This is a genomic window from Kitasatospora sp. NPDC086009 (assembly GCF_044540385.1).
Lineage (GTDB): Bacteria > Actinomycetota > Actinomycetes > Streptomycetales > Streptomycetaceae > Kitasatospora.
In genome coordinates this window covers 4,916-18,987 of the sequence record NZ_JBITSA010000023.1, presented here as the reverse complement: position 1 = coordinate 18,987, position 14,072 = coordinate 4,916, and the positions used below count along the sequence as shown (strand labels likewise).

Genomic DNA, 14,072 nt, shown 5'->3' with positions numbered 1-14,072 from the left:
GCAGGCCACCGGGTACCCCGGCGGCACCCGCCAGGCGGCCGTCGACTACCTGCGCTCGGCGCAGCGCCGACTGGGTGGCAACGACATCGACGGCGCGATCCTCGACGCGCGGGGCGCCCTGGAGTACGTCGAGCAGAACAGCGGCTGGCACTGGCCCGGGCAGAGCAAGAGCAAGGAGCAGCGCACCCAGGACGAGCGCTGGGCCTGGATCCGCTCCGCTCTCGCCGCCCAGGCCAGCGGCGCCCTCCACAAGGACACCCTCACCAAGACCTTCACCTACGCGCGGGCCGAGGCCGAGGTGCTGATCGCCATGCCACCGCAACGCTGCGCGTGGTTCCCTGACTCCTGGTCGGCTCCGGAGCTGCGGCCGGTGCCGGCCGGGTCAGTCATGGTCGTCGGCCGGGATTCCAGGTCGTCGTCGATTTTCACGTACAACGCGGTCAGGAGGGCGTCCAGGTCGTCCTGCACTGGACGATCCTGGACACCCTGTGTGCCTCGCTCCCGGGGCGGACTGGGCAAGTGCCTACTCCTGGTGAGCGGTGCTGTGTTGTGCAGTGTGCCGTTCGTAGAAGACGGTGTGCTCCAGGGTGCGCCGGCCGGGATGGAGTCGTTCCTCTGCCGGGTAGCCGACGGACACGAGCAGGGCGATGGCCAGGTCGTCGCGGCCGTCGATCCCGATCACCTTCTTCACCTTGTCCTCGTCCCAGCCGTTCATTGGCGAGGTGGCCAGGCCCATCTCGGTGGCGGCGAGCATCACGAACGAGGCGGCGATCATCGCGTCCTTGACCGCGTATTCGCGGAGCAGGCCCCGCTGGTCGAGGTCCTCCTGGAAGGCTGTCGATGCCGCGGAGAACATGGCGATGAAGTCATCGCTCCACGCCCCGGCCCGCCGGGCCTGGTCGTAGATGTCGCTGTGGTCATCTCGCCAGGACTGCGGCTCGGCGACGAAGACCAGGACCACGGGAGCTTCCTGCGGCTGCGGCTGTCCGCCGGTGGCCCAGGCGAGCCCTTCACGTCCCTCGTCGCCGGTCACGACGACGATCGACCGGTCCTGGAGATTCCAGCTGGTAGGCGCTTCGACAGCGAGTCCGAGCAGCGAGGACAGGGCAGCTTCGGGAATCGGATCAGGCCGGTAGTGGCGCACGGTGCGGCGGGTGCGGATCGCGTCCGCGACGGAGAGTGTCTGGTTCGTCATGCCACTCACTATTGGAGAGTCGCTCTCCAGACGGAAGAGGGCACCTTTTTGTGCGTTACTCTCCCGGCATGAATACTGTGGTGGACTCCTCCGGACTGCCGGCCGACGCCTACTCCGCGAAATGCCCGACGCGCCAGGTCCTCGACCACATCGCCGGCAAGTGGACGATCCTGGTCGTCGATGCTCTCCTGCAAGGCACCATGCGCTACACCGACTTGAGCCGACGCATCGAGGGCGTCTCACAGAAGATGCTCACCCAGACCCTGCGCAGCCTCGAAGCGGACGGCTTCGTCACCCGCACGGTGCACCCGACCATCCCGCCACGTGTCGAGTACGACCTCACCACGCTCGGACGGAGCCTGGCTGAACCCATCACCGCACTCCGGCAATGGACGGAAACCCACATCAACGAGATCGAACAGGCCCGAACCCGCATCATCGCCGAAGCGCCGACCCACTGACTCGTTCCGAATTCACCGCGGTGACTCACCACCCCGACATAGGACTTGTTCGTCTAGGGTGGCCGGCCCGCACGCTCGTTCAGCCGTCGTACGGGTCCCGCAGGGCTGGCGGCTCGGCGCCGAAGTCCCAGCAGTCGTCCAGGTCCGGCAGCCTCCTCTTGCGGCAGGTGGAGACCCCGGGGTGATCGGTCGACCCGGGCACTGCCGCAGTCCGGGCAGCGGCGGGGCTCGGGTCGCCCGCTCACAACGGAGGCAGCCGTGGGTGTGGTGCCCGTCGGGCGTGTTACGCCGGACGACCCGCGGGCCGGCCAGTGGCCCTGGTCCTCGGTGGTGACGACCGTCTCCTGCTGACCGGGCCTCGAAGGAGCGCGATCGCGGACTCGCGGACGAGGGGAAGGGGTGCCCGCTCCAGGTGGGCCGGGCACCCCATCCCCCTGGTGTGCTGTCTCGGGGTCCGCGGCTGTTAGTGCTGGTCGGCGGGTACCGGGACGGGGTTGCGGGTGAACCGCTGGTGGGCGCTCTGCTTGCTCATTTGGAGGGCGCGGGCGATGTCGTCCCAGGAGAAGTGGGTCTCGCGGGCCGCGTCCACGGCGGCCTGCTGGTAGCGCTCGGCCTCGGCCCGCAGGATGGTGGCGGCGTAGGCGGCCAGGAGCGGGCGTGCGGGTTCACCGTGGGGCAGGCCGGTGTCGAGCAACGCCTCGAGCACGTCCTGCATCTCCTGGTGCAGCTTGTCCAGGCGCTTCGTGAACGTGGTGGCCAGGGCGCTCTCGCAGTGGCGCTCCCACTCGGGCCGCAGTGCCTCCGAGCACGCCTGCGGGGCGCCGAAGTCGGCCGGGCGCCGGGGCCCGCGCCAGCCGCACGAGCAGATCGCCCGCAGGCCTTGGGCCTTGCGCCGGCCGCCGGCCCCGTCGAACTTGAACGACCATGCCCAGCTCAGGCCCCGGTCGTAGGCCTCGCCGGTCTCGTCGAAGGCGTCACGCTCGGCGTCGCCGTCGGTGAGCACGGCGATCACCCAGCCCTCGTGGTTGTCGCCCTCGCTCGCGTTGGCACCCTCGCCGTACAGCCAGCCCATAGCGTCCCCTCGATCCGAATTCAATCATGCGTCGGGAAGTCCTGACGAATATAGCATCCGTCAGGACTTCCTGACGTGAAATCACTCTGGCGTCCAGGGGCGCTCATCGGCCGCGCCGTGTCGGTGCGTCGCCCGGCGTTCGGATGCGCGGGCTCCATGGCGGCCCCGGGCTGCGGCGCCGGACGGACCAGGCGGGCCCGGGGTGCGCGGCAGTGCCGCGCGGCGCCCCTTTCCTCTTTGACTCCCAGAGGAGACGGCCGTAGAACACCGAGTGGGACTGCGTCGCGCCCGTGATGTCACTGGCCATCGTCTCCCGTCCGACCGGCGGGGCCGTTCCAGGTCAGGCAGTGCCCCTGCGCCCCGCCGCGGGCACTGCCTGGCGCCCGGCTCTGGCCCCGTCTCGGCCTTCCCGACGTGGTGGTCACCTCTGCGGCGCTGCTGTCAGCGGCTCCGCAGCCGGTGTTGAGCCCCGGTGCCCCTGGAATATCCGGGAGTGGTGTCGGCTGGGTGAGGGATGCTGACGTCTATGAAGGAGTCGGAGCAGCAGACCAGCGAACACGAAGTGCGGGACGACGGGGAAACCGCAGGCGCGGAGGCGGCAGCCGACCAGGTGAGGATTATTCAGCTGCTGCCCCAGAACTACGACCCGCTGGGTCCTCTGCGTGCGCAGCTGGCCGGCATCAACCGGATCGTGAACCAGCCCCTGATCGACGCCGTGGCGTCGATCAGGGCCCAGCAGAACGCCCGGATCGTGGCGGCGGTGAACGCCGTGGTGGACCCGAGGCTGAACATCATCGACTCCGTGACCGCTTCGACCATCCGTTCACTGGTGCTGCCCGATAGCCTGCGGGAGGCGACGGCCTCGATCACCGCCGGGCAGAACTCCGCGCTGAGGGACGCGCTGCGGAACGTCGGCGCAGCCGCCCAGGTGCGGGCCAGCTTCGTCAGCGATTCGGTGCGGCTGTTCGAGAACAACTTCGCCGCCTCCGGCCTCAGCGCGCAACTGGGACTCCGGAGCCCAGACCTGACCGCCTTGCTCTCCGGTCTGCCGGTACTGTCCAAGGACCTGCGGGAGGCGATGGCCGCAGCCACCGCCGGGCGGAACTCCGCAGTGAAGGACGCGCTGCAGATCGTCGGTGCGGCCGCCCAGGTACAGGCCAGCGTCCTCAACGATTCGTTGCGGCTGATCCAGAACGACTTTGCGGCGTCGTACTCCTCGCCGCTGAACCGGATCGCAGAAGAGATCAACCGCATCGTCGCCAAGGATCTGTTCGCAGGGTTCGCCGGCGTCCGAAAGCTGATCAAGGACTGGCTGCCGGACAACCTGACCGGCCTCGACGCCAAGCAGTGGACGTGGCTGCTGCGCGTCGCCGCGAAGGACGGCATCTGCCTGGCCTGGGCACCGCGTGCGGAGATCGTCGACGCGCTCCTCGCCCTGCCCAGCACGGAGGCTCGGCGGCAGTACCTGGCCGACCACCGCCTGGAGATGGTCGAGGACGTCGAAGCCAGCCTGGAGGAGGTCGACCACCCCGAACTGCTCGATCTGCGGACGCTCACCCTCCAGGCTGCTGCCTGCATCCGCGACGGCCACGACGCACCGGCGCAGGCCCTGCTGGGCAACGTACTGGACACCCTCATGGCTACGCACGGCCGGGCTTGGCTGCGCAGCTACTTCCCCCAGGGCACGTTCCCGGCCGACCCGAACACCGGCAGCCATAAGGTGATCATCGGGGTCCTCGGCGCCTACACCGGCAGCTCCCAGCTGCGAAGGCTGTCGGCCATCCTCCTGGTCACCGCGATGAAGAACGTCTTCCTGAACGGCGTCAACCGCCAGCACACCTTCAACCGGCACCTGAGCGCGCACAAGGCGTCCACCCACACCTACCGCAGCGAGTTCGCCTTTGCCGCGCTCCTGAACACCCAGGCGCTGCTGCGCCTGGTGGACCGCTACTTGTACGTCTGAGCGGATGCCGTGCCTGGCTGGGCCTCCGCGTCCTCTCCGGCGGCCGGACCGTCCTTGCAGCAGGCCCGGACGGCCGCCCGGCGCCTGTCGTGCACGCCGAGGCCTGGCAGGCCGGCTCGACCCTGGACGCCGCCCTCGCGCAGCACCGCGCGCGAGATCGTCGACGCGTTCCTTGCCTTGCCCAGCGCGGCGGGCCGGCGCCAGTACCTGGCCGACCACCGCCTGGAGGTGGTCGAGGACGTCGAAGCCACCCTTGAGGAGGTCGACCACCCCGACCTGCTCGACCTGCGGGCACTCACCCTCCAGGCCGCCGCCGGCGAAATTGACTCGCTGGTGTCGGGTCGACTCGACGATCGTGCGGGCCCACCAGCACGCCATCGGCGGCAAAAGGGGGCCATCGACCGGGACGAAGCGGGTGATCACGCCCTGGGCCGATCCCGAGGCGGACCGAGAACCAAGCTCCACCTGGCCTGCGACGGACGGGGCCGCCCGCTCGGTTTCGTCCTCTCGGGCGGCAACGCCCACGACTGCACCCGCCTCGAAGCCGTGCTGGAGGCGATCCGGGTCCTCAGGGTCGGGCCGGGACGTCCGCGCACCCGGCCCGATCACGTGATCGCCGACAAGGGCTACAGCTCCCGCCGGATCCGCGCCTACCTGGGCCGGCGCGGTATCCGCCGCACCATCCCCGAACGCGCCGACCAGACCCTGAATCGCCTCAACCGGGGCTCGCGCGGGGGCCGGCCGCCGGCTCCGGCTGGCAGGCCTACCGGCTCCGCAACGTCGTCGAACGCTGCTTCAACCGCTGAAGCAGTGGCGCGGCCTGGCCACCCGCAACGACAAGACCCGCGAGTCCTACCAGGCCGCTGCCACCATCGCCTCGATCCTGCTCTGGATCTGATCTTTGAGGACGATCCCTAGCGCCAAACCTCAAGCGTCTTTCCGCTGGCATAGATAAGAGCACCAGAGCGAGCGTCGGTCCAGGCGAATCCTCCGACTGCCAGCCCGACACCCGTGCCGCCTCGTCCCCAAGGCGAGTACTTCGCACTAACTTGATTGACCACTCGAACCCTGTAGTCCACGTTGTTGGGCGTGTACCCGTTGACCCAGAGTTCGGGGATCTGCGGATCCCAGTGCAACGCGACCCAGTCGCCGCTATACCACCGAGACCCCGTGTAGCTGATCGTGCACTCGGAGTCTCCCCCTCGCCAGACTTCGTCGGGGCACCGCTGGTTGGTGGCCCCCTGGACCCTGGTGGAAGACGCTGCAGCTTGGCCCGCCATGGGCACGATCAGCATGGCCAGCGCAGCCACTAAAGTGATCGATTTCTTCACCGTTACCTCTTTCACGAGAGATTCGAGACTTCACCCCAGGCTCGTCCCATCGACCGCATTCATTTCGAAATTCAGGAGTATGCGGCTCAAATGAGGCAGAGATTGGCAATCCTTGTGCTGTTGACATCCGAGCGCGCAGTTGCAGGGCTCACGAGTTCGAAGGCGACGGACGGCAGAAGACAGCACCGTCCGGGTCCGCCACCACATCACCACCGACCCGGTGCCCCAGCGGGCAATCCGCAGCGCCGGAGGTCACGGCCACCCTGGACGTCCGGGTGGACGAGGCACGCGCGTTCCTCCGGTCGTGGGCCGAGCGGCAGCGGAAGCACATGACACAGGGCTGGGCCCTGCACTGGGGGCACTGCACTGCGAGTGCGGGATCGTCGCCACTGGTTTCCACTGGATCGTTCCTGTCTGAGGCCCTGTACCGGCTTCTCCGATCGGGTTGGGCCACCGACCGGAAGGCACACTCGTCGACACGCTACGTCGCCAGCCGGGGGCCGCGGGCGGGAACCCAGGGACGGTTCCGAGTCCGCGATCGTCCGGCGGCGCTGTCGGTTCCGACTGCCATCGTGGTGACGCGAAGTCAGGCGACGATCACCAGGGGCTGGCTGTGAAGTACCGCAAGATGTCGTCGGAGGCGAAGGCCGCGTTCCTGGCCGAGCGGCCCGGGTGCGCGCTGTGTGACCGCTCGTCCCAGGAGGTCGACCACGACCACGCCACGGACGAGGCGAGGGGCGCGCCCTGTCGGATGTGCAACTCTCGGCTCGGCTCGCTGGAGGCGGCGCTGCGCCTGCCCGCAGGGATGTTCCAGAGCCTGGCGGGGGATCTGCACCGGGCGCCCGTGTAGGGCTGGCAGGTGTGGCCGCGGTAGGCGGGGAACCGGCCGTCGGGACCGCGGCGGCGCGCGGCTGGTAGTGAGGCGGCGGCGATCTTTGTTACGCCCTGCCAACGCGCCATCCGGTCCTTGGACACGCGTGCCCTTCTCCGCGCGGCGGAGAGGAGTTGGGGGCGTGTGCGGCGGGACCGTGCGCCCTTTTACGCTTGACTCTCAAAGTAGACGGGCGTAGCTTTTGATTATGTTCTACTGTTTGGGAGTAATTTCGTGAGGATCAGCATCGGCGGAGAGCGCGTTGAGGTGTCCGCCGACCTGGGCCGGGCGCTGCTCGCCGCGCTGCGCGGCGAGCGCCTGGTGGAGCCACCGCAGGCGTCCGAGTTCGATGACCTGACCGCCCTGGTCGCCCGGATCAGCCGTGTCACCCAGCACCTGAACGTGGTGAAGGAGCTGGCGATGTCCCGCGCGGACGCCGCCGACAGCTACTCCAACCGGCGTTCCCTGGGCATCGCGGCGGCCATGGCACCCTCCCAGCTCGGCCGGGTCCTGGAAGGCCACGGTCTGCCGCGGGACCGCCGCGCCGGCGGCGTGGACCTGGTCGTCGCGTTCCGCACGGTCGACGACGGAATCCTGCACCTGGCCGCCGAGCCGGACGTGGCGGGCCTGCCCGAGTTCACGCTGCCGTTCGTTCCCGCCCCGACACAGGCAGGACCGCGCGAGTTCGCCGACCGGGAGCTGACTTTCTACTACCGCCCGCAGGTCCCGATCGCGGTGGCCGCTCTCGGGCGTAGCGCCGGCTACACCCTGCGCCACGCTGGGCAGGGCCTGATCGCCTGCGTCACCGAGGGCGTATTCGACGCGCTGTTCGGTGACCCCCGCCTCGACCCGACCCGAACCAACGGACGCTGAGGAGAACGGCCTGATGTCCGACGAGCTCTTCGACTCGGTCGACGCCCTCCTCTCGGGCGTACGCACTGGCCTGCCCGCCCCGGCCGAGCGCCGGCGGCTGCGCCTGGCAGCCGGCCTGACCGTCACCCAGGTCGCGGTCGCCCTGCGGGTGAACTCCGCGCTGGTGAAGGGTTGGGAGGACGGCAGCGCCGTTCCCGGCCCGAACATCACCCCCGCCTACGTGCGTCTCCTGGACGGCCTGGCCGCCCGCTTCCCCACCCCCGAAGCCCCCGCCCCGGCGCCGGTCCCGGCTCCGGTCCCGGCCGCGCCCGAGCAGCCCGCCGGCGGCCTCCAGGTGGTGATGCTCGACCAGAACCCCGACGGCTCGCTGGTGATGCGCGAGGCCGTGCCGTGCGTGCAGTGCGGCCACCCGTCCGTCTACCGGGCCCAGGGCCGTCCGATGCACCTCGGCGGCTGGTGCCGCCCCGACGTCCCGGCAACCGCCCCCCCCACTCCCCGGCCCGAGCGGCCGGCGCCCGCCCGGGCCCCGCAGACCCAGCAGCCCGCCCCGGCCGAACCGAGCACGCCGCCCGCACCTCCTGCGGCCGCGGAGCCCGCCCGCCCCGCGCCCACCCCGCCGCAGGCCCCCGCGGGCGCCGCAGCGGGCGCCCGCCGCCCGGCAGTCTCCCGCACCCCGGCGCGCCCGGCGGCGACGCGCACGGGCACTGCGGCCACAGCGCGTCCCGCTGCTCCCGCTTCCACGGCGGCCGCGAAGTGGTGGCCGATGGTCGCCCTGGACGTCGCCGCGGACGGCACCTGGGCGCTGGACGTCCCGCAGATCCCGGCCCCGGCCGGCACCAAGCTGGGCGACTGGTTCGCATGGCTGGGCACCGGCCTGCCGCTGCGCATCGAGCGCGCCCACCCGTCCGGCAGGGGCGGCGACGGCACGGTGTGCCTGACCGCCGGCGCGCTCAAGCAGCTCGGCCTGCCCGCCGCGCTCCCGGCCACCGAGAAGGCGCTGGCCGCGCTGCAGGCCAAGCTGGCGAAGGCCGCGGCCACGGTCGGCATGGAGGTGTCCGATAACGTCGGCCCGGCGTTCCACGCGTTCCGCCGTGCCGGTTCGGCCGGCGGCCAGAAGACATCGGTCCGGGTCGTGGTCGCGCCGTGGCTCGGCCAGGGCGACGGCCGCCAGCAGGCCACCAGCGCACTGGCCGTCCAGCTGGCCACCGCCCCGGACGGCACCGTGGACGGCGCCACCTTCGCGCGCCGCTTCCGCGCCTTCACCACCGACCTGGGGGTCGCCCCGGGCGCGACCACCGCTGTCACCGGCATGAACCTGCTGGAGGCGGTGCGCCCGCGCGAGGAGTGGGTGAAGGACCCGGCGACGGGCGAGTGGACCGCGCACCTGCGCGAGGGCGCCCTCCCCAAGGGCGACGTGTCGGTGCCGCCGGCCGCCGGAGCCCGCCACCCCCTCACCCGCAAGCTGCTCGCCGCCGGCGAGACGGTCTGCGAGGAGGAGGACTACAAGTGGTGGGCCCGCGAGCTCACCGAGCAGGAGGCCGTCCGGCCGTGGGTGGTCGCGGTCGACGTCTGCGCCTCCTACCTGTCGGTGACCGACTCCCTGCGCCTGCCCGCCGGTCCGCTCAAGCTGGTGCAGCGGCCGGACTGGAACGGCGGGAAGGACGCGGGCCTGTGGTGGTGCGACTTCACCACCACGGCGGTGGACGAGCTGCTGCCGCACCCGGCGACCTTCCACGGCCGCCCGCCCACCGGGCCCGGCTGGTACGCGACGCCGACGGTGGCCTACATGGCCAGCACCTACAGCTTCGACCCGGCCACCATCACACAGGCGTACATCTCCACCCACACCGTGCCGCTGCTCAAGGAGTGGACCGGCCGGATCCGGGGCGGGTACAAGCGGGCCTACGCCGAGCTCGGCCTGACCGACGGCCAGGCACCGGCCGAGTTCCTCGGCGCCTACGCCGTCCACAAGCAGGTCGCGGGCGACCCGGCCCGGGCCGACGCACTGGTCCTCGCCGGGCTCTACAAGAACGTCTACAAGGGCGGCATCGGCAAGTGGGCCGACTCCGCCCGCACCGCCCACCCGGACGAGGCCGCCTGGCTGGAGAAGGTCGCCGCCTCCTGGTCCTACCGCCCCGAGATCCGCTTCCACATCATCGACGCCGCCCGCATCGCCGCCCACCGCCGCCTGCGCAAGACCTACCTGCTCACCGGCCGGGCCCCGATCGCCGTCAACGTCGACTCCTACCTCTACGCCACCGACCAGCCGTCCCCGCTGGAGCTGCTCCCGGTGAAGGACGACGGCAGCCCGGTGCCGGGCGCGCTGCGCCTGGGGATCGCGCCGGGCAGCCACAAGCACGAGTCCTCGATCCCGCTGCCCGCGGTGCTCGAGGCGCTGGGGCGCCGTGAGCACCCCTCCAAGCTGGTCCACCACTACGCCACCGACGGCACCTGCATCGGCCCCGACCAGGCCGGCACCGACGAGCAGGAAGGCGACAACTGATGGCCGGCAAGCTCCGGGGCATGTTCGGACGGGTCCGCGAGACGCTCTTCCCCTCCCGTCAGGCCCCCGTGCAGTCCACCACCCAGGCCGGGCAGGTCCGGGAGCGCAAGTACGGCGGCAGCACCAAGGCCATGGCCGCCGCCTACGGCGTCGCCCCGCGCACTGTGCTGCGCTGGATCGACGGCACCCGCCACCCCACCAAGCCCGCGCACGAGCAGCAGCTGCGGCGCGAAGCGCTCGATGTGCAGACCACGGAGCGCGGCCGCGAGCGCAAGGCCAAGCAACTGTCGCAGCGCGGCACCATCTCCGGCGTCAGCGCCCGGGTCGGGCGGACCATGACCTTCGAGATCCAGGGCTCGGACGCGGTCCGGGCCCGCGACGTCCACCTCAACCTCACCGGCGAGCAGGCCGCTGCCCTGGCCCGCGCCGAGGACGAGGAGGACGTGCGCCGGGTGATCGGCGAGGCCCTCGCCGACTACTTCAACGGCGGCTCCTACGGCGGGTTCGGCCCGGACGACTTCACGTTCGACCCCGACGACTTCGACCTCAGCTGACCCGCCACCCACTCCCCGGGGCGGCCCGTACCAGGGCCGCCCCCATCTCACGAAGGAGGCCCGGATGCGCGGCCCCGGCTACTACCTGGTGACCGACCTCCTGGTGGCCGCCGGCCACACCCGCGAGCAGGCTTCCGCCGCCATCGCCCGGATCGAGTGGGACGTCCTCGACCCGGTGCAGGGCACCGTCTCCAGCACCGGCAGGCGCTTCCCCGACGACCGGGACGGCAGGACCTTCATCAACGGCTGGCGCGGCAGCAGCATCGCGGTCAACGCCCGCCTGGCCGAACTCGCCGAACGCTCCCGCGTCGAAGCCCAGCGCGGCGGCATCGCCGTCCCGTCCGCACCGAACCCGCCGATCCCCTTCTCCCCGCCCCCGCCCAGCCCCGAGCTGCGCGACGTGCACGCCGTGATGGAGGAGCTCTTCCACGGCCTGGTCGGCGAGCGGCCCTTCGACGACGAGCTCACGGACCACGTCCTGCACGCGGTGCGGTGGCTGGTCACCGCACCCGGCTACCCCGACCAACTCGCCGCCTTCACCCGCGACCGGGAGCCGGAGCTGCGGCAGCTGTACGCCGACTACGGACCCGGCTCCGCCCACGACACCGACCCCGACGCCTGGCCCGGGCCCCGCTACGTCCTCGCCCGCCAGCCCGAGAGCCTGATCCTCGCCGAGCTGCTCACCCACCGGCCCCTCGCCCTCGCCGGAGCAATGGAGGACACCCCGCCCGGAATTCACCTGGACGACATGGCCACCGCCTGGCCCCGCCGCAGCTGACCGCACCACCCTCCGGAGCGGCCAGTCACAACCCGGCAACTCATATACCAGAAAGCCGAGTTCGAGTCACCAAGCCCCAGGTCCGGCATCGCCGCTGTGCGGGGAGCGGGCCCGGACCAGCGATCGGTCCGGCCCCTTCACGACCGGCCGATCCGGGCATCAGCAGCCGCTTTAGCGGGCCGATCGAACGAGATCCGGACCGGCCACCGAATTCTCGAACTACCCGAACCGCAATCCCCGAGCCCAGGAAAGCGCATCGCACAGCGATATCCGGCGACCCGAGCACGGAAAACCGACCGAATTCCAACGACGGAACGGAAATCGCCATGACCGACATCACCAACCCGAACACCGAACGGCTGGCCCGCCTCGCCGCGCACCGGCTGCGCCGCGCCTTGGCCGCCGACGTCGGGCCGGTCGCGCTGCCGCCGACGGAGGAGCTCGTCGCCCTGGTCGCCGAGTTCGACGCCGTCAATCACCTGCTCGACATGGCCGACGGCATGGAGCCGTAGCGCCGGCTAGGGGAAGAACATCCCGCATCACAGCCGCCGGGAACGGGCCTACAAGGCGTTCTGTCGTTTCGCCGTGCGCCCGCCCGGGTGTCAGGATCGGCGGCCTCAGGGGTCGTCAGCGGCCCTGTAGGGACGTCAGGAGGTCTTCGGGGCACCGGGCAAGACTCAGGCGCCGACGATCTCGGTGCGGTGGACCTGGACGATGTGGATGGCCAGCTCCGGGCCGGGTCGACCGCGCGCCGTGCCGGGCTGGCTGCTCGCTGGGGGCCGCTCACTTGAGCTTCTTGATTCGGTGGGTGGTCTCCTTGATGACCTTGTCCAACGCCTTCTCCTGGAGCTGGCTGCCGAGCACCTGGTACCGGTGGGGCTCGTACTGGGCGACCTCCGCTGGCAGCTCGTCGAACGGCGATGTGAAGGCCTCGTTGGACTCCTTCACGAATTTGGCCATCAGAGCCGCCTCGTCTGGCGCGGCCGCCTGGTCGGTGGTGTTCTGCTCGCTGCCTTCCGTGACCGGCTCCGGAGGAACCGCGTACCGGATGAGCCCGAACTCCAGCAGGCGCGCGCAGGCGTCCTCCCAGGAGTCGCGGCGCAGACCGAGCTGCTCTCGGCGGTTGGCGTAGAGATACACGCCCTCCTCGGTGTGCCGCTTCGGGTACCTCTGGCTGTGCCACAGCAGAATCAGCCACACAGCGATCTCCGCGTCGGTCAGCACCTGGACCCAGCCTTCCAGGAAGAAGTCGGTCGGGATGCGCAGAGTCTGGCCGTTGTACGTCTGGCGGGGTACACGGTATGCACGCGGGGTCTGGAGCAGTCCTTTTCCATTCTCGTGCAACAGTGAGAACCGCTCGTACTTCCTGGTTTTGCCTGCCCGGGGCACTGACACCAGGGCTTGCGGGCCGCCCGGGCCCGGCACCCGCTCGTCCTCCGGGCCGAACTCCTCCAGGAGTCGAAGGGCGGCCTGGACCTGTCGAAGCCGCTGGTCCGCCAACGTTCGCTCCTGCTTGGTGTCGTATCGCATGTACTGGTCCGCCGGGGCGCTGTATGCCCCGTCGATCGCCACCAAATCCGACCAGGACCCCCTGCCGGTGAGCGGACGGGTACTCGTCCACGGCTCGCCCACCGGGAGGCGGCAGTGCGCGTCGAAGACTGCCAACAGGTAGAACCGGAGCGCGAGACCACGGGACCTGATCAACTGGGTCAGCGGCGGCAGCCGCTGCTGACCCTTCACCGGGACCAGGATGTGGGCACGGAGCACGATGCCGCGGCTCCTCATGACGTCCATCTCAACGGGGCTCTTTCCGGCGCTCCAGATCCGCTCCAGGGCGGCACTCGCGGCGGTGACGGATCCGTTCCTGCGCAGCTCATTCAGTCGGCGGGCCCGACGCTCAGCTGCCTCACGCGCTCCACCCATCTCAGTTCCCCCAACGTTCTGATCCCAACGTTCCAACCCGCATATAAGACACTTCTATATTTGGAATATATAAGAGTCTTTCGTGCGGGTTGGAACGTTGCTGGCAGCCCGTCAGGCACCTGTCGTGGGTCTACAGAATGGGCTTACGACCTCGTCGAAAGGGTCGGGTGGCTAGCCGTTCGCAGGAACGCGAACGGCCCCGGGGGGCAACCGGGGCCGCTTCAGGATGGAACTGTCAGGAGCGTAACGCTTGATGAGCAACAACAACGAGCCCGAGCGGCTCTCCCAGCGCTGGGCGCTGATCCTGTCTGTGGCCGTCGGTGCCGGTGTCCTCGCGTTCGCGGCCGGGGGCTTGCTGGCCGGCCTCGGCACGGTCGTGGCGGTCATCACCCTTTTGCACACCGTGATGGCGTAGGACGGGAGGGGGGTGGGGGGGGGGGGGGGCCCGCCCCCCCCCCCCGGGGGGGGGCCCCCCCCCCCGCCCGGGCGGGGTGGTGGGCCCGGGGTGCGCGGGGGGGGGCCCCAAAATAACCGAGTAGGCCAGGCCG

14 protein-coding genes and 1 pseudogene are annotated in these 14,072 nt (G+C 70.6%); 10 read left to right on the top strand and 5 right to left on the bottom strand.

The window, feature by feature from the left end; genetic code table 11:
- Positions 1-276: 276 nt before the first annotated feature.
- Both ACIF6L_RS34095 and ACIF6L_RS34090 read right to left on the bottom strand, forming a co-directional pair.
- Positions 277-468 carry a hypothetical protein gene (locus ACIF6L_RS34095; RefSeq protein ID WP_396491520.1) on the bottom strand — a complete coding sequence of 64 codons (192 nt, stop codon included), beginning with the start codon at positions 466-468 and terminating at the stop codon, positions 277-279.
- Between the two features lie 55 nt (positions 469-523).
- Positions 524-1,195: a nitroreductase family protein gene (locus ACIF6L_RS34090; RefSeq protein ID WP_396491521.1), complete on the bottom strand. Its 672-nt coding sequence runs from the start codon at positions 1,193-1,195 to the stop codon at positions 524-526.
- A 68-nt stretch (positions 1,196-1,263) separates the two neighbouring features.
- Here ACIF6L_RS34090 and ACIF6L_RS34085 point away from each other — a divergent pair, with 68 nt between their 5' ends.
- Entirely contained in the window at positions 1,264-1,656 is a 393-nt protein-coding gene (locus tag ACIF6L_RS34085; RefSeq protein ID WP_396491522.1) for a winged helix-turn-helix transcriptional regulator, read from the top strand.
- Between the two features lie 79 nt (positions 1,657-1,735).
- Here the strand turns inward: ACIF6L_RS34085 and ACIF6L_RS34080 are convergent, their stop codons facing one another.
- Complete coding sequence (locus tag ACIF6L_RS34080) at positions 1,736-1,858, bottom strand: hypothetical protein (protein WP_396491523.1); 123 nt, start codon at positions 1,856-1,858, stop codon at positions 1,736-1,738.
- Positions 1,859-2,119: 261 nt separating this feature from the next.
- Complete coding sequence (locus ACIF6L_RS34075) at positions 2,120-2,728, bottom strand: hypothetical protein (protein ID WP_396491524.1); 609 nt, start codon at positions 2,726-2,728, stop codon at positions 2,120-2,122.
- 526 nt (positions 2,729-3,254) lie between these two features.
- On the opposite strand from ACIF6L_RS34075, the gene ACIF6L_RS34070 reads away from it, so the two are divergent.
- The 8 genes and pseudogenes from ACIF6L_RS34070 to ACIF6L_RS34035 all read left to right on the top strand — a co-directional run bounded on the left by ACIF6L_RS34070 (position 3,255) and on the right by ACIF6L_RS34035 (position 12,113).
- Entirely contained in the window at positions 3,255-4,691 is a 1,437-nt protein-coding gene (locus ACIF6L_RS34070) for a hypothetical protein (protein ID WP_396491525.1), read from the top strand.
- A 340-nt stretch (positions 4,692-5,031) separates the two neighbouring features.
- A pseudogene (locus ACIF6L_RS34065) lies at positions 5,032-5,589 on the top strand (IS5 family transposase); the annotation flags it as partial.
- A gap of 1,046 nt (positions 5,590-6,635) precedes the next feature.
- Positions 6,636-6,872, top strand: coding sequence for an endonuclease domain-containing protein (locus ACIF6L_RS34060; protein ID WP_396491526.1), 237 nt, complete (start codon positions 6,636-6,638; stop codon positions 6,870-6,872).
- Positions 6,873-7,127: 255 nt separating this feature from the next.
- A complete protein-coding gene (locus ACIF6L_RS34055; RefSeq protein WP_396491527.1) occupies positions 7,128-7,766 on the top strand; it encodes a hypothetical protein in 639 nt (212 codons plus the stop codon).
- Between the two features lie 13 nt (positions 7,767-7,779).
- Entirely contained in the window at positions 7,780-10,269 is a 2,490-nt protein-coding gene (locus tag ACIF6L_RS34050) for a hypothetical protein (RefSeq protein ID WP_396491528.1), read from the top strand.
- On the top strand, positions 10,269-10,823 hold the full coding sequence (locus ACIF6L_RS34045; protein ID WP_396491529.1) for a hypothetical protein: 555 nt from the start codon (positions 10,269-10,271) through the stop codon (positions 10,821-10,823). Before ACIF6L_RS34050 ends, ACIF6L_RS34045 begins: the two co-directional genes overlap by 1 nt.
- A gap of 64 nt (positions 10,824-10,887) precedes the next feature.
- On the top strand, positions 10,888-11,601 hold the full coding sequence (locus ACIF6L_RS34040) for a hypothetical protein (protein ID WP_396491530.1): 714 nt from the start codon (positions 10,888-10,890) through the stop codon (positions 11,599-11,601).
- A gap of 326 nt (positions 11,602-11,927) precedes the next feature.
- Positions 11,928-12,113: a hypothetical protein gene (locus tag ACIF6L_RS34035; protein WP_396491531.1), complete on the top strand. Its 186-nt coding sequence runs from the start codon at positions 11,928-11,930 to the stop codon at positions 12,111-12,113.
- A gap of 271 nt (positions 12,114-12,384) precedes the next feature.
- On the opposite strand, the gene ACIF6L_RS34030 is transcribed toward ACIF6L_RS34035, so the two are convergent.
- Positions 12,385-13,395 carry a hypothetical protein gene (locus ACIF6L_RS34030; RefSeq protein ID WP_396491532.1) on the bottom strand — a complete coding sequence of 337 codons (1,011 nt, stop codon included), beginning with the start codon at positions 13,393-13,395 and terminating at the stop codon, positions 12,385-12,387.
- Between the two features lie 382 nt (positions 13,396-13,777).
- Here ACIF6L_RS34030 and ACIF6L_RS34025 point away from each other — a divergent pair, with 382 nt between their 5' ends.
- Positions 13,778-13,939 (top strand): hypothetical protein, encoded by a 162-nt coding sequence (locus ACIF6L_RS34025; protein ID WP_396491533.1) that lies wholly within the window; start codon positions 13,778-13,780, stop codon positions 13,937-13,939.
- Positions 13,940-14,072 lie beyond the last annotated feature (133 nt).